The sequence below is a fragment of the Streptomyces sp. genome, from assembly GCF_035644915.1.
Lineage (GTDB): Bacteria > Actinomycetota > Actinomycetes > Streptomycetales > Streptomycetaceae > Streptomyces.
Genome location: NZ_DASQNP010000256.1, coordinates 1 through 16,876 on the forward strand (window position 1 = coordinate 1; position 16,876 = coordinate 16,876).

Genomic DNA, 16,876 nt, shown 5'->3' on the forward strand with positions numbered 1-16,876 from the left:
TCGAGCCGCCGCAGGGCGTCGTCCGCGGCCCTGACGGCGTCGCCGAACGCCTCCGGCCCCAGTACGCCGGACACCACGCCCTGGAGGAGCCCCTGGGAGTACAGGCCGCCGGCGGCGGCCGTGAACTCCGGGTCTATCCCCGCGTCCGCCCGCCGCGACACCTCCCGCAGCAGGCCGAGGGCAGCGCGCAGTTCGGCCCGCGGATCGCCGCCGAAGCCGCCGTATTCGACGCAGCGCTTCAGCGCCAGCTCGCCCTGGTAGAGCATCAGCACGGAAACGAAGGGGTCGGAGGGGTCCAGCTCCGCCCGCAGCCGCTCCGCCTCCGCGCACCACCGGGCGGGCCCGTCGCCGGCCATCCGGGCCGGGTCGTCGCGGATCAGGTGCTGACGGCAGGCCAGCCGGGCGACCCGCAGGGGGCTGCCGTTCGGATCGCCGGGCGGCAGCAGTTCCAGGAGCCTTCGCAGGACGTCCTCGTGCAGCGTGCGGCACCGGACGAGCAGGTCGGCGGCCTCGGCCGCCTCCCGGTGCGGGTCCGCTCCCGGGACGGCGGAACGCAGCCCCTCCGCCCGTTCCAGCAACCGGTCGAGCAGGCTGTGGGCGCGGTTGGCCAGGTACAGGACCTCGCTCCGGCTCGGTGCGGAGTCCGCATCCGGCGCCCCGCGCCCCGTCAAACCTCCCTGGCCGGCGGGCCGGACCAGCGGTCAGCCGGTACCGCCCGACGGGGAGCCGGGGCCCTGGGGATCTACGCCTCCGCGCCGTCCGCGCCGCCGGCGCTGCCGACACCGGCCGTGTCGCCGTCCGCGCCGCCGTCCAGGGGCAGCTCGTCCACCCGGGTCTCGTCCACCACCGGCGGGGCCGGGCGGGGCGGCTTGGGCATGACGGCCGCCTCCGAGTGGGCGCCGCAGCCGTAGGCGAGGGAGACCACGCGGCCGTCCGCCGGGGAGAACTCGTTGGCGCACACCCCGAACGCCTGCCGCAGCGAGCCCGCCATCGGGACCAGGAAGCCGCAGCTCGCACATGTCGCGGGAGCCGCCTGGGCCATGGGCGTCCGGGGGCCGAACGCCTCCTCCCAGCGGTCGGCGGCGGCGTGCAGGCCGTGGCGCGACAGGACCCGGGGGCGGCCCATGCCGATCTCCTCGGCGACCGCGGCGATGCTGCCGCGCGCCGGGACGCCCGGGAGGCGCCCGGGCTCGCTGGTGGAGACGTCGGCGTCCTCGGTCTCCGCGGGGCTGCCGCCGCCCGCCTCAGCCTCCGCCTCGGCCTCCGGGGAGAGGACGGAGTCGGGCGGCGGGGCGTCCGCGCCGGTGTAGCCGGGCTCCAGGCGCAGGTCGTCCGCCTCGGTGGGCAGCAGGTCGCCGGGGCCCAGGTCGCCCGGGCGGAGGCGTTCGCTCCAGGGCACCCACTCGGGGGCGAGCAGGGCGTCCGGGCCGGGCAGCAGCACCGTCTCGTCCAGCGTCACCGTCCGCGCCCGCGAGGCCCGCGCGACCGTGACGGCCCACCGCCAGCCGCGGTAGCCCGGCTCCAGGCACTCGAAGAAGTGCGTGACGACGCGGTCCCCATCGGCGACGGCACCCAGATGGTCGCCGATCCGTCCCGGGAATGCGGCCTCCTCGGCCGCTTCCCGAGCCAGGTCAACCGCCTCGGCGCACAGGCGATCAGGGGTACGGCCTCGCATCGCAGCACTCACAAGAATCGATTCTCTCCTACGCCGTTTCGCGAGCGCGCCTCCCGTACGCCCAGGTCAGGCGGGTGCGGACGGAGCGGACCGAGGGACCGCTGCGACGTCCGGACCCACACGATCCCGCCGGGCGGAGCGCACTATCCCTCCACGCTACCCCACTGGCGTCCACCCCTGTCCGTCGCACCTTCAACCGAAAGGCGCCGGGCTAGGGAGCGGCCGGTGGGGCACACTGACGACGTGGCAACCTCCAGGACGCCCCGGCACGGCGAGGGGCGATTCCGCCGGACGGCGCGGGCGATCGCCCGCGCCGTACACACGCCTCCCCGCGCGCTGGGAAGACGCATCCGGCGGGCCACGCACGCCCAGGGCGCCGGGGAGTCCGGACTGGGCAAGCTCATCGAGCTGCACGCGGTGAACTCCGCGGGCGACATGCTGATCACCACCGCCCTGGCGTCCACCATCTTCTTCTCCGTCCCCACGGGCGAGGCGCGCGGGCGCGTGGCGCTCTACCTCGCCGTCACCCTGGCCCCCTTCGCGCTGCTGGCGCCGGTCATCGGGCCGCTGCTGGACCGCGTCCCGCACGGCCGCCGCGCCGCGATGGCCGGGGCGATGCTGGCCCGCGCGCTGCTCGCGCTGAGCATGGCGGGGGCGGTGGCCACCGGCAGCCTGGAGCTGTATCCGGCGGCGCTGGGGGTGCTGGTGGCCTCCAAGGCGTACGGCGTGGTCAGATCCGCCGTCGTGCCCCGGCTGCTGCCCCATCAGATCTCGCTGGTCAAGGCGAACTCACGGGTGACGCTCGCCGGGCTGCTGGCCACCGGCGCGGCGGCGCCGGCCGGGGCCGCGCTGCACCTGCTCGGGCCGTCCTGGCCGCTGTACGGGGCCTTCGTCGTCTTCGTCCTCGGGACGTTCCTGTCCTTCTCGCTCCCCCACAAGGTGGACTCCGCCAAGGGCGAGCGGAAGGCGCTGCTGTCGGCGTACGAGGCGGCCGTCGGCGACGCGTCCGGGACCGGCCGGGACGGCGCGGACGGCAGTGCGGACGGGGGCACGGACGGCGGCGCCGACGGTGGTGAGGCCCGCACCGCCGCGAGCCGGGGCAGGACCGCGGGCGCCGGGGACGGCGGGACGGCGGGGGCGACCGCGACCGTCCCGGACGGCGGGGGCGCGAAGGCGGGCGGCGGCGGGAAGCCGCGGCGGCCGGGGCTGCGGACGGTCGGCGCGTCCGTGCTCAACGCGCTGATCGCCAACTCCGCCCTGCGCGCCCTCTCCGGCTTCCTCACCTTCTTCCTCGCCTTCATGCTGCGCGAGCACCCCCTGAGCGGGCTGGACCCGGTGGTCTCGCTCGGCGTCGTCGCCGTCGCCGCCGGCGGCGGGAACGCGCTGGGCACGGCGCTGGGCGCCTGGCTGCGCGACCGCGGACCGGAGTTGATCATCGCGTCCGTGCTGGCGATGGCGCTGACCGCGACCGTCGTGGCGGCGGTGCTGTACGGCACGGTCACCGTGCCCGTCGTCGCGGCCACCGCCGGGATCGCGCTGGCGCTGGGCAAGCTCTCCCTGGACGCGCTGATCCAGCGGGACGTGCCGGAACTGGTGCGCACCTCGGCCTTCGCCCGCTCCGAGACGCTGATGCAGATGTCGTGGGTGGTCGGCGGCGGCATCGGCATCGCGCTGCCGCTGATCGGGCCGGTCGGCATGGGGGTGGCCGGGGTGATCGTCGCGGCGGGCGCGTTCGTGACCGTCCGGCCGCTGCTGTCCGCCGCCCGGCACGGGACGCCCCACCCGCGCGTCGCCTGACGGGAATCGCCGGGTAGCCTGCGGGTTATGACCCACACGATCTCCCGGGGCAAGGGCAGGCGCACCGTCCGCACTGCCGTAGCCATCGGCGCGGCCACTCTCGGGCTCGTCGCCCTCTCCGCCTGCGAGAAGCCGACCCCCCGAGCGACCGTGACCGTCGGCTCCGACACGGTCTCCACGGAAGCGGCCTGCTACGAGGACGGCAAGGCCCTCTCGCAGAAGGAGGTGCTCTCCTGCATCCAGAAGGAGGGCAGCACCTCCATCACCGTCGGCGAGGGCGACATGCTGCGCATCGGCGTGGATCCCGAGATCGCCGAGAAGGGCTGGGTGCTGTTCCTGGGCGAGCAGCCCGCCGTGTCCGAGCCGATCAAGAAGACCTACCGCAGCTTCTCCAGCGACGGCCTGTTCTCCCGGGCCGGAGGCGGCTCGGCGAAGTCGGTGCGGCTCGGTCTCGTCGAGTACGACGGCGAGCAGTACCGCGGCGTGTGGACCATCGAGCTCGAACGCGAGACCGACTGACCTCCGTCCGGCGACGCCATGCGCACCCTGGTCGTCACAGCCGTCGTCACCGAGCGTGACGCGGTGGCCGCCGCGTGCGCCCCGGCCGGCATCGACGTGCTCGCCGTGGGCGCCGGACCCGCCGCCGCGGCGGCCCGCACGGCCGTGGCGCTGCTGCGGGGGTCGCACGGCCGCCCGTACGAGCTGGTGGTCTCGGCGGGGATCGGCGGCGGCTTCCCGCCGCTGGCGCCGGTCGGCTCGGTGGCCGTCGCCTCCGAGATCGTCGCCGCGGACCTGGGCGCCGAGACGCCCGGCGGGCCCGAGCCCTTCACCTCCGTCGCCGACCTGGGCTTCGGCACGACCGTCCACCGGCCGCCCGAGGCGCTGGCGCGGGCCGTCGCGGAGGCGGCCGGCGCGGCGTACGGGCCGGTGCTGACCGTCTCCACGGCCACCGGCACCGCCGAGCGCGCCGCGCTGCTGGCGCGGCGCCATCCGGGGGCGCTGGTGGAGGCGATGGAGGGCTTCGGGGTCGCGGAGGCCGCGGCGGCCTGCGGCGTCCCCGTGCTGGAGGTGCGCACGGTCTCCAACACGGTGGGGCCGCGCGACCGCGGCGCCTGGCGGATGGCGGAGGCCCTGGACGCCCTGACCGCGGCCTTCGGCAGGATCGTGCCCGTACTCGACGGTTGGTTGGAGGGACCGTGACCACCCAGGCCGCGTTCGCACCGGAGCCCGGGCGGAAGCCGGCGGGAGGGGCCGGCCGGGAGGAGCCGCTGCGGATCGCGTACTCCCCGTGCCCCAACGACACCTTCGTCTTCCACGCCTGGGCGCACGGCCTGGTGCCGGGCGCCCCGCCGCTGGACGTGACGTTCGCGGACATCGACGTCACCAACGGCATGGCCGAGCGCGGCGAGCTGGACGTGCTCAAGGTCTCCTACGCCGTCCTGCCGTGGGTGCTCGACGAGTACGCGCTGCTGCCGTGCGGGGGCGCGCTCGGGCGCGGCTGCGGGCCGCTGGTGCTCACCCGTGAGCCCGGGACGGGAGCGGACCTGAGCGGCGCCACGGTCGCGGTGCCGGGCGAGCGCTCGACGGCGTACCTGCTGTTCCGGCTCTGGGCGGCCGAGGAGGTGCCGGGCGGGGTGGGCCGGATCACCGTGCTGCCCTTCCACGAGATCATGCCCGCCGTGCGCGACGGCCGGGTGGACGCCGGGCTGGTGATCCACGAGGCGCGCTTCACCTACCCGCGCTACGGGCTGCACCGCCTGGCCGACATGGGCGAGCACTGGGAGGCCGCCACCGGGCTGCCGATCCCGCTGGGCGCGATCATCGCCCGCCGCTCGCTGGGCGCGCCGACGCTGCGCGCGCTCGCCGAGGCGGCCCGCGCCTCGGTGCGGATGGCCTGGGAGGACCCGGAGGCGTCGCGGCCCTACGTCCTGGAGCACGCCCAGGAGATGGACCCGGAGGTCGCGGACCGGCACATCGGGCTGTACGTGAACGAGTTCACCGCCGACCTCGGCGAGAGCGGTTACGCGGCGGTGCGCGCGCTGCTCACGCGCGCCGCGGCCGAGGGACTCGTCCCGCCCCTCGGCCAGGGCGCGCTGGATCCCGTGTGAATCCCGCGTGAGAAGCCCGGAGACCCCGGAGGGGACCCGGGGAGAGTCCGGGAGCGGACCGGGCGGACGGCGTCAGACGTCGAGCTGGTCGGCCACCGCGCGGAGCATGCCCGCGATCTTGTGCCCCTGCTGGCGGTCGGGGTAGCGACCGCGCTCCAGTTGCTGCGAGACCCCGTCCAGCAGGGTGGTGAGGTCCTGCACGATCGACGCCAGCTCGTCCGGCTTGCGCCGCTGGGCCGCCGCCACGGAGGGGGTGGGCTCCAGCAGGGTGAGGGAGAGTGCCTGGTCACCGCGCTGCCCCGCGACGACGCCGAACTCGACGCGCTGGCCGGGCCGCAGCGTGGTGACCCCGTCCGGGAGCACCGACGAGTGCACGAAGACGTCACCGCCGTCGTCACGGGAGAGGAAGCCGAAACCCTTCTCACTGTTGAACCATTTGACCTTGCCGGTAGGCACGTCTGTCCTCTGTCCTCGTACTCGTCCGGATGACCGGGCTACGACTTCACTTTGAAAAAGCAAAGGCTCTGAATAAGACTTCAGCGGGCCGCATGACCCGCCTGCAACAAGATTAATGGTCCGCGCCCCGGTGACAAGATGCCCCGGGTCCGGCGCCCCCGTGTCCCGCGCACACCTGTCCACCGACTTACCCTGTCCCGGTGACCAGTGAAACGTCCCGCGCGGGAGATCTGCTCGTCCGCATCGGTGCCGCCGTCTTCGTCGTCGGCGCGGTGGCCACGCTCGCGACCATCACGCCCCTGTTCCTCGGCTCCGACCCGCTGCCCACGGCCGCGTACCTCGTCAGCATGCTGATGGGCGTCGGCTTCGCCATCGCCGGGGCCGGGGTGCTGCGGTCGATCGCGGAGCAGCGGCGCCGGGCGCGCTCGGCGTCCGGGAAGTAGCCGCCGCGGCGGGCGCGGCGGCTGCTTCTCGGACGCCGGCCGCTCAGCCCGCCGCGTACGACGCCAGCCAGGCGGGGAAGGCCGTCAGGTCCTCCAGCACCACGTCGGCCCCCGCGGCCCGCAGCTCCTCCGCGCCGCACGGGCCCGTCGGCACGGCGACCGACAGCGCGCCGGCCGCCCGCGCGCCGCGCACGTCGCCGAGGTGGTCGCCGACGTAGACCTCCGCCCCGTGCTCGACCAGCGCCTCCGCCTTGGCCTCCGCCCACAGCCAGCCGATCACCGCGTCCGGCGTGATGCCCAGGTGCTCCAGGTGGAGCTTGGCGTTGGGTTCGTGCTTGGCGGTGACCACGATCGCCGTGCCGCCCGTCCGCCGCACCGCGTCCACCGCCTCCCGGGCGCCGGGCAGGGCGCGGGTGGGCGCTATGGCGTGCTCCACGTACAGCTCGCGGTAGCGCGCGCCGACCTCGGCGAGCGCCTCCTCGGGGAACCAGTGCGCCAGCTCCACTTCCAGCGGCGGCCCCAGGCGGGTGACGGCGAGGTCGGCGTCGATGTACGTCCCGGTCTCGGCGGCGAGGGCCAGATAGGTGGCTCTGATCCCGGGGCGGGAGTCGATCAGCGTCATGTCCAGGTCGAAGCCGACCGTCACCGCACGTGTAGTCATGTCCCTTATTGTGCCGCCCCGCAGCCCGTATAGTTAGGTCCGCCTAACCTAGGTGAGGGTAGCCTTACCAGCCGCCCCTCGCCCGTGTTCCCGTACGCGTCCCAGGTACAGAGGTCCAGATGCCAGTCGCTCCACCGCTCGCCGTGCGCGGCGGCAGTCCGCGCCGCGTGCGGGGGATCCGCCGACCGGCCTGGGTGGCGGCGACCGCGGTGCTCGTCGCGGTCACCGCGGTGCTGAGCCTGGCGGTCGGCAGCCGCGGCCTGGCGCCCTCGGCGGTGTACGACGCCCTGGTGCACGGCGGCGACGGCGCCGCGGCCCAGGTCGTACGGACCCTGCGCGTGCCGCGCACCCTCCTGGGGCTGCTGGTCGGCGCCGCGCTCGGGATGGCCGGGTGCGTGATGCAGGGCCTCACCCGCAACCCGATCGCCGAGCCCGGCATCCTCGGCGTCAGCCAGGGCGCCGCACTGGGCGTGGTGCTGGCCATCGCCTTCGCCGGGGTGCACACGCTCAGCGGCTACGTCTGGTTCGCCTTCGCCGGCGCGGGCGCCGCGGGCGTCGCCGTCTACGTCATCGCCGCCCGCGGCCGCGACGGAGCGACCCCGGTGAAGCTGGCGCTGGCCGGCGCCGCCGTCAACGCCCTGCTGTACTCGGTGGTGGCGGGCGTGCTGACCACGAGGGCCGCCACCCTGGACGAGTTCCGCTTCTGGCAGGTCGGCTCGGTCGCCGGGCGCGACGCGGAGGTGATCGGCCAGGTCTGGCCGTTCCTGCTGGCGGGCGCGCTCCTGGTGCTGGCGGTGGCGCGCGGCCTGGACGCCCTGGCGCTGGGCGACGACGTGGCCCGGGGCCTGGGCCAGAACGTGGCGGCCGTACGGATCACCGGCGGCATCGGCGCCACCGTCCTCACCGGCGCGGGCGTCGCCGCGGCCGGGCCCATCGCCTTCGTCGGCCTGGCCGTCCCCCATCTGGCCCGCGCCCTGGTGGGCGGCGACCACCGCTGGCTGCTGCCCATGACCGCGCTGCTGGGCCCGGTGGTGCTGCTGGTCTCGGACGTGATCGGCCGCGTCGTGGTGCCGCCCGGCGAGGTCCCGGCGGGCGTGATGACGGCGCTGATCGGCGTGCCGTTCCTGGTGGCCCTCGTCCGCGGGAAGGCGGTGGGCTCGTGACCGCGACCGGCACCGCCCCCCAGGCGGCCGCCCCCGCCGCCAGACCCACCGGGCACGCCCTGCTGCGCCGCGGGCGCGCCTCGTTCCTCGTCCACCGCCGTTCCCTGGTGGTCACCGCCGCGCTCGCCGCCGCGCTCGCCGCGGCCGTCGTCGCCGCGCTCTGTCTCGGCGAGTCCGCCGTGGCGCCCGCCGAGGTGGTGAAGGTGCTGCTGGGGCAGCCGTCGCCCGACGAGCTGGTCGTCGGGACGCTGCGGCTGCCGCGCCTGGTCGTCGGGGTGCTGGTCGGCGCCGCGCTCGGGGTCGCGGGCGGGCTGATCCAGGCCGTCGCCCGCAACCCCCTGGCCAGCCCGGAGATCATCGGCGTCACGCACGGCGCCACCGCCGTGACCGTCGGCGCGATGACCTTCGGCCTCACCTCCCACGCCCTGCTGCCCTACCTCTCCGTCGCGGGCGGCATGCTCGCCGCCGTGCTCATCTACGTCTTCGCCTGGCGGCGCGGCATCCAGGCGGCGCGCTTCGTCCTCATCGGCCTGGGCTTCTCGATCGCGCTGCGCTCGGTCACCCAGCTCTTCATGACCAAGGGCGACTTCCTGCTGGCCCAGCAGGCCCAGGTGTGGATGACCGGTTCGCTCAACGGCCGCGGCTGGGAGCAGGCCGGACCGCTCGGCTGGGCGCTGCTGGCCCTGCTGCCCGCCGTCGTGTGGTGCGCCCGCGCCCAGCGCGCGGTGTCGCTGGACGACGACACCGCCACCGCGCTCGGCGTCCGCCTGAACCGCGTCCGCCTGGGGCTGACCGTCACCGGCGTCGTCCTGGCCTCGGTGGCCACCGGCGCCGCCGGGCCCGTGGACTTCGTGGCGCTGCTCTCCCCGCAGATCGCCCGCCGGCTGACCCGGACCGCGCAGATCCCGCTGCTCGCCACGGCGCTGACGGGCGCCTTCGTGGTGACCCTCGGCGATCTCCTCGCCCGCCGGATGTTCGCCCCCGTCGAGCTGCCGGTCGGCGTGCTGACCGCGGCGATCGGGGCGCCGTACCTCATCTGGCTGATCATCCGTAGCCGCACCGGAGGCAAGGCATGACGACCCCCGACAGGCCCACCGGCCCCGCCGCCCCCGCGCACGGCACCGGCCGGCTGTCGGCCCGCGACCTCACCCTCGCCTACGAGGACCGCACCGTCGTCGACGGCCTCGACCTGGACATCCCGGACGGGCGGGTCACCGTCATCGTCGGCCCCAACGCCTGCGGCAAGTCCACCACCCTGCGGGCGCTGGGACGGCTGCTGAAGCCGCGCCGCGGTTCGGTGCTGCTGGACGGCCAGGAGCTGGCCCGCATCCCCACCCGCAGGATCGCCCAGTCCCTCGGCCTGCTGCCCCAGACCCCGGTGGCGCCGGAGGCGATCACCGTCGCGGACCTGGTCGCCCGGGGCCGCCAGCCGCACCAGCGCTGGTGGCAGCAGTGGTCGGAGGCCGACGAGCGGGCCGTCGCCGACGCCATGGCGCGCACCGACGTGACCGACCTGGCCGCCCGCGCCGTGGACGAGCTCTCCGGCGGGCAGCGGCAGCGCGTGTGGATCGCGATGGCGCTCGCCCAGGACACCGAGCTGCTGCTGCTCGACGAGCCGACGACGTACCTCGACATCGCCCACCAGGTGGAGGTCCTCGACCTGGTGCGGCAGCTCAACCACGAGCGGGGCCGCACGGTCGTCATGGTCCTCCACGACCTGAACCAGGCCGCCCGCTACGCCGACCACCTCGTCGCCATGCGCGAGGGCCGGATCGTCGCGCAGGGGCCGCCCGCCGAGGTGGTCACCGCCGGTCTGGTCCGCGAGGTCTTCGGTCTCGAATCCGTGGTCGCCCCCGATCCGGTGACGGGCAGTCCGCTCGTCGTCCCGGGGGCACCGTGGCAGCCCCCCACGCACTCCACCCCCGTCCCCGCCAGTACGCGAAAGGCAACACCATGACCATCGACCGCCGCCGTACGCTCGCCGCCACCGCCGTGGTGCTGGCCGCCTCCCTCGGGCTGTCCGCCTGCGGGGGCTCGGACTCCGGCTCGGGCTCCGAGTCGAAGAAGGGCGCCGCAGACCAGGGCACCCACGTCGTCAAGACGGCCAACGGCGACGTCGAGGTCCCCGACAACCCCAAGCGCGTGGTCGTGCTCGACACCGCCGAGCTGGACTCGGCCATCACCCTGGGCGTGAAGCCGGTCGGCTCCACCCGTTCCGACGTGTCCTCCGGCTTCCTGAAGTACCTGCCGAAGGAGAAGGTCCAGGGCATCGAGAACGTCGGCAACATCATGGCGCCGAGCCTGGAGAAGATCGCGGCCCTCAAGCCGGACCTGATCCTGGGCAGCAACGTCCGCGACAAGGACCGCTACGACGAGCTGTCCAAGATCGCCCCGACCGTCTTCACCGAGACCACCGGCCACACCTGGAAGGAGAACTTCCTGGTCCACGCCGACGCCCTCGGCAAGAAGAACGAGGCGCAGAAGATCATCGACCGGTACGAGGAGCACGTCGGCGAGGTCACCCGGGCCCTCGGCGGCCCCGAGGAGGCCAAGAAGCTCTCGGTGAGCGTGATCCGCTTCGTCGAGGGCGCGGACACCCGCATCTACGGCGAGAAGAACTACATCGGCACCATCCTCGCCGACATCGGCGTCGGCCGCCCGGCCGTCGCCAAGAAGGCCCCCGACGGCTTCTCGCTCGACGTCAGCCCGGAGAAGGTGGACCAGGGCGACGCGGACGTCGTCTTCTACACCTCCTACGGCGACCCGGCGAAGTCCGGCGAGGAGAAGGCCACCGGCGGCGCGCTGTGGAAGGGCATGAAGGCCGTGAAGAACGACCGGGCCTTCCGCGTGGACGACGAGACCTGGATCCAGGGCATCGGCTACACCGCGGCCGAGCAGATCCTGGACGAGATGCAGAAGTTCATCGCCGAGGGCGCCGAGGGCTGACGCTCCCGGCCGGGCCGTACGGCCCCGGAGGCGGTCCGTGCCCGGCGGCGGGCACGGACCGCCTCCGTCATCGAGCTCCGTCATCGAGCGGGCACGCGGTCCGCGTAGTCGGGGAGCGTGAGCGCCGAGTTGGCGGCGCGTCCCTTGTCGCCGGGCAGGCCGGCGGGGTCGAGCAGCGCCCGGTTCCGCATCTCGAGTTCCTCGGCCGTGCGGGGGACGAGGCTGGGGACCCCGTGGTCGGCGAGCGCCTGGTTCAGCTCCACGAACTCCCGTATGCCGCGCTCGTACGCCGCGAAGGCGGCCGGGTGGTCGGCGCCGTGGGAGGCCAGTTCGCCGGCGAGCACGTAGGCGCCGACCAGTGCGGTGCTCGATCCCTGCCCCGAGAAGAACGAGGGTGCGTGGGCGGCGTCGCCGACGAGGGCGACCCGGCCCTTGGACCAGCGGGGCATGCGGATCTGGCCGGCGACGTCGAAGAAGAGGTCGTCGGCGGCGCGCAGGGCGGCGACCATGCGCGGGATCTCCCAGTCGTCCTCGGGGAAGACCGAGGCGACGAGGTCCCGCTGGGCGTCGGGGTTCCGGAAGGCGTCGAAGGGCGGTTCGGGGCGGGCGAAGATCAGGAAGCCGTGCAGCCGGTCGGTGTCGCCGGCGGCGAAGAGGACCGCGGCCCTGCCGGGGGTGTTCCAGGTGACGCCCTCGTGCGCGAGCCCGAGGTGGTTGGGCAGGGTGAAGCCGGCGAAGCAGTAGCCCAGGTAGCGGTGGTACCGCTCCTCGGGGCCGAAGACGAGGCCCCTGGTGTGCGAGTGGATGCCGTCGGCGCCGACGACCAGGTCGAAGGTGCGCCGCGCCCCGCCGCGGAAGGTCACGTCCACCCCGCCGTCGTGGTCGTGGAGGGTGGCGATGGAGTCCCCGAAGAGGAATTCGACGTCGTCGCGGACGGCGGCGTGGAGGGTCTCGGCGAGCGCTCCCCGCGGTATCTCGATGTCGCGGCCCTCGACCCCGCCGGTGACGGCCTCGGGCCTGATGGAGCCCACCGGGTTGCCGTCGGCCGCGACGAAGGTGAGTTCGCGGGTGTCGATGTGGGCGGCCCGGAGCCGCGGGAGCACGCCCATGCGCCGGACGACCTCGAGCGCGGTGCCGCGGATGTCGATGGGGTAGCCGCCGCCACGGACCGCGTCCGCCTTCTCCACGACCGTGACCTCGAAGCCGTACCGGTGGAGCCAGTGGGCCAGCGCGGGGCCCGCGATGCTGGCGCCGGAGATGAGGACCTTCTGTTTCGGTGAGTTGCCCATGGGTTCCCTCGTCGTCGTCCGGGCAGGCGGGAGGCCCGCAAACTGCCTACCTTAGGTATCTTTTTCGCGGGCAAGCGGGGCCCCTCGCAGAGGGCGCCCGACGGCAACTATATACCTAACTTAGGTATTCAAAGAGGGGTTCCGATGACCGACCAGCACAAGGACGACCGCGGGCAAGGGCTCCTGGCGGAGCTGCTCCCCCGCCTGAGCCAGCTCAACAACGCGCTGAACCGCGGCCGCCTGTTCGACCAGGCCGTACAGGCCGCCGGGGTCCCGCTGGACCGGCCCGCCCTGTCCGTGCTCGTCACGCTGCGCGTGGCCGGCCGACCGCTGCGGGTCGGGGAGATCGCGGAACGGATGCAGGTCGTGGGGCCGCACGTCACGCGGCAGGTGAACGGGCTCGAACGACAGGGGCTGGTCCGCAGGATCACCGACCCGCTCGACCAGCGGGCCCGGCTGGTCGAGCCGACCCCGGAGGGCGCGGCGGCGAGCGAGCGCTACATGCGGACCGTGTTCGGATGGTTCGACGACGCCCTGGCCGACTGGCCGGAGCGGGACCGGAAGGAACTCGGCCGCCTCCTCGGACGCCTGGTCGACGACCTCTCCGCCCACCTGGCGGCCATCGACGAGGACGACCGGCCGACCCGCCGGTGAGGCACCGGGGAGGCGCCGGGCCCGCCCGTCACGGCGACGCGCTCCCTCACCCCTTCGGCCGCCGCGCGCGCCACACCAGGTACAGCGCACTGGCGACGGCCGCGGCGCGCAGCGCTGCGGGCCACGCCTCGCCGATCGCCGCGCCCAGCTCGCCCTCGGCGAGCGGCTCGCCCCAGCGGCCCTCCGTACGACCCCACAGCCACACCAGCACGGCGCCCGCGACCGCGCCGGGCACGGCCAGCACCGCCCCCTTGGCCTCCCGGCGGCTCAGCCGGGGCGACCAGTAGGCGATCAGCCAGCCCAGGCCCAGCGGGACCAGCGAGCCCCGCACCGCGCCGAACACCAGCAGGGCGGCGGCCAGCAGCTCCACGATGCCGCCCGCGCGCGGACCGCCCGCCGGCTTCACCGCCGTGCGCACGCGCCGCAGCCGGGCGGCCCACCTGCGGGAGGCGGACGCCGGGGCGGCGGCCGGGACCTTCTCCGTCCCGGCCGCCCCGGCGTCCGCCGGGGTGCCCTCGCCGTCCCCGACCTTCCCGTCGGTCTTTCCGGTGTCCTTCCCGTCGTCCTCGCCGCCGTCCGGCGGCGGCTTGAGCACCTCCGGCAGCTCGATGCCGCCGACGAATCCGCCGACCCGCACCCGACCGCCCTCGGCGTAGCGGCCCCCGGGGCCCCTGCGCCACCAGTCCGGGTCGCTCTCCTCCGGGCCCAGCTCGCCGATGCCCGCCAGGTGCGGCGGCGAGGCGGCCGTCGGCGAGGCCGGCCGTCCGGCCTCCGCGACCGGCTCCGGCCCCCTGGGCAGCGGGACGGACACGCCCGCCCCGGCGACGACCTCCTCCGGTCTGCCGAGGGCGTCCAGGATCTTCCGCACCCCGGCCGCGGTGTGCGCGCCGCCCGCCTCGGCCCGGCGGCGCTCGATGTCGGTGCGCACCCGGCCCACCAGGCGTGCCCGTTCGGCGGCCGTCATGCTCGTCCCGTGCGCCAGATCACCGATCCGGCTCAGATAGTCGAAGACGAGCTGTTCGCTCTCGATCCCCACCGAACACCCCAGCCGCCGTCAGCCTTTGGCACCCGTACGCCCGTACGCCCACGACCGTACCGCGCACCGCGCCGGGCGAAACCGATCGTCACGGCGTGCCGGTACGGTGGGGAGGATGACGACCGAGCCCGAAGCACGCCGCCGGGCAGCCCCCCGCACGCTCGCCGACGAGCTGCGCGCCCGTTCCGACGAGGCGCTCGCCGAGCTGCTGCGGGCCCGCCCGGACCTGCTCTCGCCCGTCCCCGGCGACCTGACGCAGCTCGCCACCCGCGCGGGCACCCGCGCCTCGGTGCTGCGGGCGCTGGAGCGGCTCGACCGGTTCGCCCTGCAGACCGCCGAGGCCCTGGCCGTCGCCCCCGACCCCTGCCCGTACCAGACGCTGGCCGGCCTGCTGGCCGGCGGCGAGGACGAACTGCCGCGCGCCCTGGGGCTGTTGCGCGAACGGGCCCTGGTGTGGGGCGGCGACGACCGGCTGCGCCTGGTGCGCACCGCCCGCGACCTGCTCACCCCGAACGCCAACCGCCCCTCCCCGACCGGTCTGGGCCCGGCCCTGGCCGAGGCCACCTCCGGGACGTCGCCCGGCCGCCTCCAGGAGATCCTGACCGCCGCCGGACTGCCCACCACGCACGACCCGGTGAGCGCGCTGGCCGCCCTGACCGGGCTGTTCACCGACCGCGGACGGCTGGCGGCCCTGCTGGAGGAGGCGCCCGAGGAGGCGCGGGCGATGCTCGCCAAGCTGACCTGGGGCCCGCCCTACGGCGAGGTCTCCGAGCACCCCTCGCCCCCGATCCGCTGGCTGATGGACCGCGGACTGCTGCTGCCGGCGGCGCCCCGGACGGTCGTCCTGCCCCGCGAGGTCGCCCTGCACCTGCGCGGGGGCCGCGCCCACCGCCGCCTGGAGCCGCTGCCGCCCGCCCTGCCGGGCCGCACGCACCCGCGGCAGGTGGTGGACGGCGCCGCGGCGGGCCAGGCGCTGGCCGCGCTCGCGGTCGTCGAGGAGCTGCTGACGTCCTGGGGCACGGCGACCGGCGCCCCGCCCGTGCTGCGCGCGGGCGGCCTGGGCGTACGGGACCTCAAGCGCACCGCCGTCGCGCTGGACGTGCCCGAGCCGGTCGCCGCCTTCTGGATCGAACTGGCATACGCCGCCGGGCTGTTGGCCTCCGACGGCGAGGCGGACGAGCGCTACGCGCCCACCCCCGCGTACGACGCGTGGCTGGCGCAGCCGCCCGAGCGGCGGTGGGTACGGCTGGCCCGCGCCTGGCTGGCGGCCACCCGGGTGTCCGGGCTGGTCGGCGAGCGCGACGCCAGGGGCCGGGCGCTGAACGCGCTCGGCCCGGGCCTGGACCGCGGCCCCGCGCCCGAGCTGCGCCGCCGCGTCCTGCGCCTGCTGGCCGACCACGCGGAGGACGGCGGGACCTCCGAGGCCTCCGGGGGCTCCGGGAGTTCCGGAGCGGTGGCCCCGGAGGCCGACGCGGTGGTGGCCCGGATGGACTGGGAGTGCCCGCTGCGCGGCCCCGCGGAGCTGCGCGGCCGGATCGTGCGGTGGACACTGCGGGAGGCGGAGCTGCTGGGCGTGACCGGCCGCGGCGCGCTGGCCTCGTACGCACGCCCCCTGCTGGACGCGGACGCCGGAGCGGGGAGCGGCGCGGGGACCGCCCTGGAGCACGCCGCCGGGAACGCGCCGGGCGGGGCCGGGGAGCGGGCCGCGTCCCTTCTGGCCCCGCTCCTCCCCGAACCGCTGGACCACGTGCTGCTCCAGGCCGACCTGACGGCCGTGGCGCCCGGCCCGCTCCAGCGGCCCCTGGCCGAGACGCTGAGCGTGCTCGCCGACGTGGAGTCCAAGGGCGGCGCGACCGTCTACCGCTTCACCCCCCAGTCCGTACGCCGCGCCCTCGACGCGGGCCGCACCGCCTCCGACCTGCACGCCTTCCTGGCCGCCCACTCCCGTACGCCCGTACCGCAGCCGCTGGCGTACCTGATCGACGACGTGGCCCGCCGGCACGGGCGGCTGCGGGTGGGCGCGGCCGGGTCGTACGTGCGCTGCGACGACGACGCGCTGCTGGCCGAGATCGCCGCCGACCGCCGCGCCGCCGGGCTGGGGCTGCGGCTGCTGGCGCCGACGGTGCTGGCCGCCCAGGCGGACCCGGGCACGCTGCTGGAGCGGCTGCGCTCGATGGGGTACGCCCCGGCCGCCGAGTCCGCCGAGGGCGATGTGGTGATCCACCGCTCCGACACCCTGCGCACCCCGCCGCGCACCGCCCCCGAACCGGTGCCGGACGGTCCGCCGCGCCCCGACCGGCCGCTGCTGGCCGCCGCCGTCCGCGCCATCCGCGCGGGCGACCTGGCGGCCACCGCCCCGCACCGGCCCCGGCAGCCCGCCCCGGCCGCCCCCGACGGCCGCCCGCCGCGCACCGCCACGGCCGAGACCCTGGACGTCATGCGCTCGGCGGCCCGCACGGGGACGCCGGTGTGGATCGGCTACGTCAACGCCGACGGGGCCGCCAGCCAGCGCGTCATCGAGCCCGTCCGCGTCGAGGGCGGCTTCGTCACGGCGTACGACCACACCGCCGACGAGGTCCGCACCTACCCGCTGCACCGCATCACGGGCGCGGCGGAACTGGCGGACGCCGACGGCTGAACCCCGGCGG

At 75.6% G+C, this 16,876-nt stretch carries 17 protein-coding genes; 11 read left to right on the plus strand and 6 right to left on the minus strand.

Features of this window, described 5'->3' with window-relative positions; genetic code table 11:
• Together VE546_RS26800 and VE546_RS26805 are read right to left on the minus strand one after the other, a co-directional pair.
• The coding region (locus VE546_RS26800; RefSeq protein ID WP_324926788.1) for a hypothetical protein at positions 1-671 on the minus strand (671 nt) is incomplete at its 3' end.
• A gap of 71 nt (positions 672-742) precedes the next feature.
• Positions 743-1,675, minus strand: a complete 933-nt coding sequence (locus VE546_RS26805) for a DUF3027 domain-containing protein (protein WP_324926829.1) — start codon at positions 1,673-1,675, stop codon at positions 743-745.
• 225 nt (positions 1,676-1,900) lie between these two features.
• Between VE546_RS26805 and VE546_RS26810 the strand changes: the two genes are divergently transcribed.
• From VE546_RS26810 to VE546_RS26825, 4 genes are read left to right on the plus strand one after another with little or no spacing between them, the layout of a single operon-like run.
• Complete coding sequence (locus VE546_RS26810; protein WP_414720601.1) at positions 1,901-3,472, plus strand: MFS transporter; 1,572 nt, start codon at positions 1,901-1,903, stop codon at positions 3,470-3,472.
• Between the two features lie 27 nt (positions 3,473-3,499).
• Complete coding sequence (locus VE546_RS26815; RefSeq protein WP_324926790.1) at positions 3,500-3,991, plus strand: DUF2771 domain-containing protein; 492 nt, start codon at positions 3,500-3,502, stop codon at positions 3,989-3,991.
• 18 nt (positions 3,992-4,009) lie between these two features.
• Complete coding sequence (locus VE546_RS26820) at positions 4,010-4,672, plus strand: futalosine hydrolase (protein WP_324926792.1); 663 nt, start codon at positions 4,010-4,012, stop codon at positions 4,670-4,672.
• A complete protein-coding gene (locus VE546_RS26825) occupies positions 4,669-5,580 on the plus strand; it encodes a 1,4-dihydroxy-6-naphthoate synthase (RefSeq protein WP_414720602.1) in 912 nt (303 codons plus the stop codon). Before VE546_RS26820 ends, VE546_RS26825 begins: the two co-directional genes overlap by 4 nt.
• Before the next feature lie 72 nt (positions 5,581-5,652).
• On the opposite strand, the gene VE546_RS26830 is transcribed toward VE546_RS26825, so the two are convergent.
• Positions 5,653-6,036: a cold-shock protein gene (locus VE546_RS26830; RefSeq protein WP_324926794.1), complete on the minus strand. Its 384-nt coding sequence runs from the start codon at positions 6,034-6,036 to the stop codon at positions 5,653-5,655.
• 200 nt (positions 6,037-6,236) lie between these two features.
• Here VE546_RS26830 and VE546_RS26835 point away from each other — a divergent pair, with 200 nt between their 5' ends.
• Complete coding sequence (locus VE546_RS26835) at positions 6,237-6,479, plus strand: hypothetical protein (protein WP_324926796.1); 243 nt, start codon at positions 6,237-6,239, stop codon at positions 6,477-6,479.
• Between the two features lie 43 nt (positions 6,480-6,522).
• Here VE546_RS26835 and VE546_RS26840 read toward each other — a convergent pair whose 3' ends face one another.
• A complete protein-coding gene (locus tag VE546_RS26840) occupies positions 6,523-7,140 on the minus strand; it encodes an HAD family hydrolase (RefSeq protein WP_324926797.1) in 618 nt (205 codons plus the stop codon).
• Positions 7,141-7,259: 119 nt separating this feature from the next.
• Between VE546_RS26840 and VE546_RS26845 the strand changes: the two genes are divergently transcribed.
• Genes VE546_RS26845 through VE546_RS26860 form a run of 4 tightly spaced genes read left to right on the plus strand, consistent with a single transcriptional unit; the run spans position 7,260 to position 11,249 of the window.
• Entirely contained in the window at positions 7,260-8,303 is a 1,044-nt protein-coding gene (locus VE546_RS26845; RefSeq protein WP_324926798.1) for an iron ABC transporter permease, read from the plus strand.
• Positions 8,300-9,379 carry a FecCD family ABC transporter permease gene (locus tag VE546_RS26850; RefSeq protein ID WP_324926800.1) on the plus strand — a complete coding sequence of 360 codons (1,080 nt, stop codon included), beginning with the start codon at positions 8,300-8,302 and terminating at the stop codon, positions 9,377-9,379. Before VE546_RS26845 ends, VE546_RS26850 begins: the two co-directional genes overlap by 4 nt.
• Positions 9,376-10,260 carry an ABC transporter ATP-binding protein gene (locus VE546_RS26855; RefSeq protein WP_324926801.1) on the plus strand — a complete coding sequence of 295 codons (885 nt, stop codon included), beginning with the start codon at positions 9,376-9,378 and terminating at the stop codon, positions 10,258-10,260. The genes VE546_RS26850 and VE546_RS26855 overlap by 4 nt, the downstream gene beginning before the upstream one ends.
• Positions 10,257-11,249: an iron-siderophore ABC transporter substrate-binding protein gene (locus VE546_RS26860; RefSeq protein WP_324926803.1), complete on the plus strand. Its 993-nt coding sequence runs from the start codon at positions 10,257-10,259 to the stop codon at positions 11,247-11,249. Before VE546_RS26855 ends, VE546_RS26860 begins: the two co-directional genes overlap by 4 nt.
• 80 nt (positions 11,250-11,329) lie before the next feature.
• On the opposite strand, the gene VE546_RS26865 is transcribed toward VE546_RS26860, so the two are convergent.
• Positions 11,330-12,538, minus strand: a complete 1,209-nt coding sequence (locus tag VE546_RS26865) for an FAD-dependent monooxygenase (protein ID WP_324926804.1) — start codon at positions 12,536-12,538, stop codon at positions 11,330-11,332.
• A 144-nt stretch (positions 12,539-12,682) separates the two neighbouring features.
• On the opposite strand from VE546_RS26865, the gene VE546_RS26870 reads away from it, so the two are divergent.
• Positions 12,683-13,192: a MarR family winged helix-turn-helix transcriptional regulator gene (locus VE546_RS26870; protein WP_324926806.1), complete on the plus strand. Its 510-nt coding sequence runs from the start codon at positions 12,683-12,685 to the stop codon at positions 13,190-13,192.
• A gap of 46 nt (positions 13,193-13,238) precedes the next feature.
• Here VE546_RS26870 and VE546_RS26875 read toward each other — a convergent pair whose 3' ends face one another.
• Positions 13,239-14,228, minus strand: a complete 990-nt coding sequence (locus tag VE546_RS26875) for a hypothetical protein (protein WP_324926807.1) — start codon at positions 14,226-14,228, stop codon at positions 13,239-13,241.
• A 115-nt stretch (positions 14,229-14,343) separates the two neighbouring features.
• Between VE546_RS26875 and VE546_RS26880 the strand changes: the two genes are divergently transcribed.
• A complete protein-coding gene (locus tag VE546_RS26880) occupies positions 14,344-16,866 on the plus strand; it encodes a helicase-associated domain-containing protein (protein ID WP_324926809.1) in 2,523 nt (840 codons plus the stop codon).
• Positions 16,867-16,876: the final 10 nt, after the last annotated feature.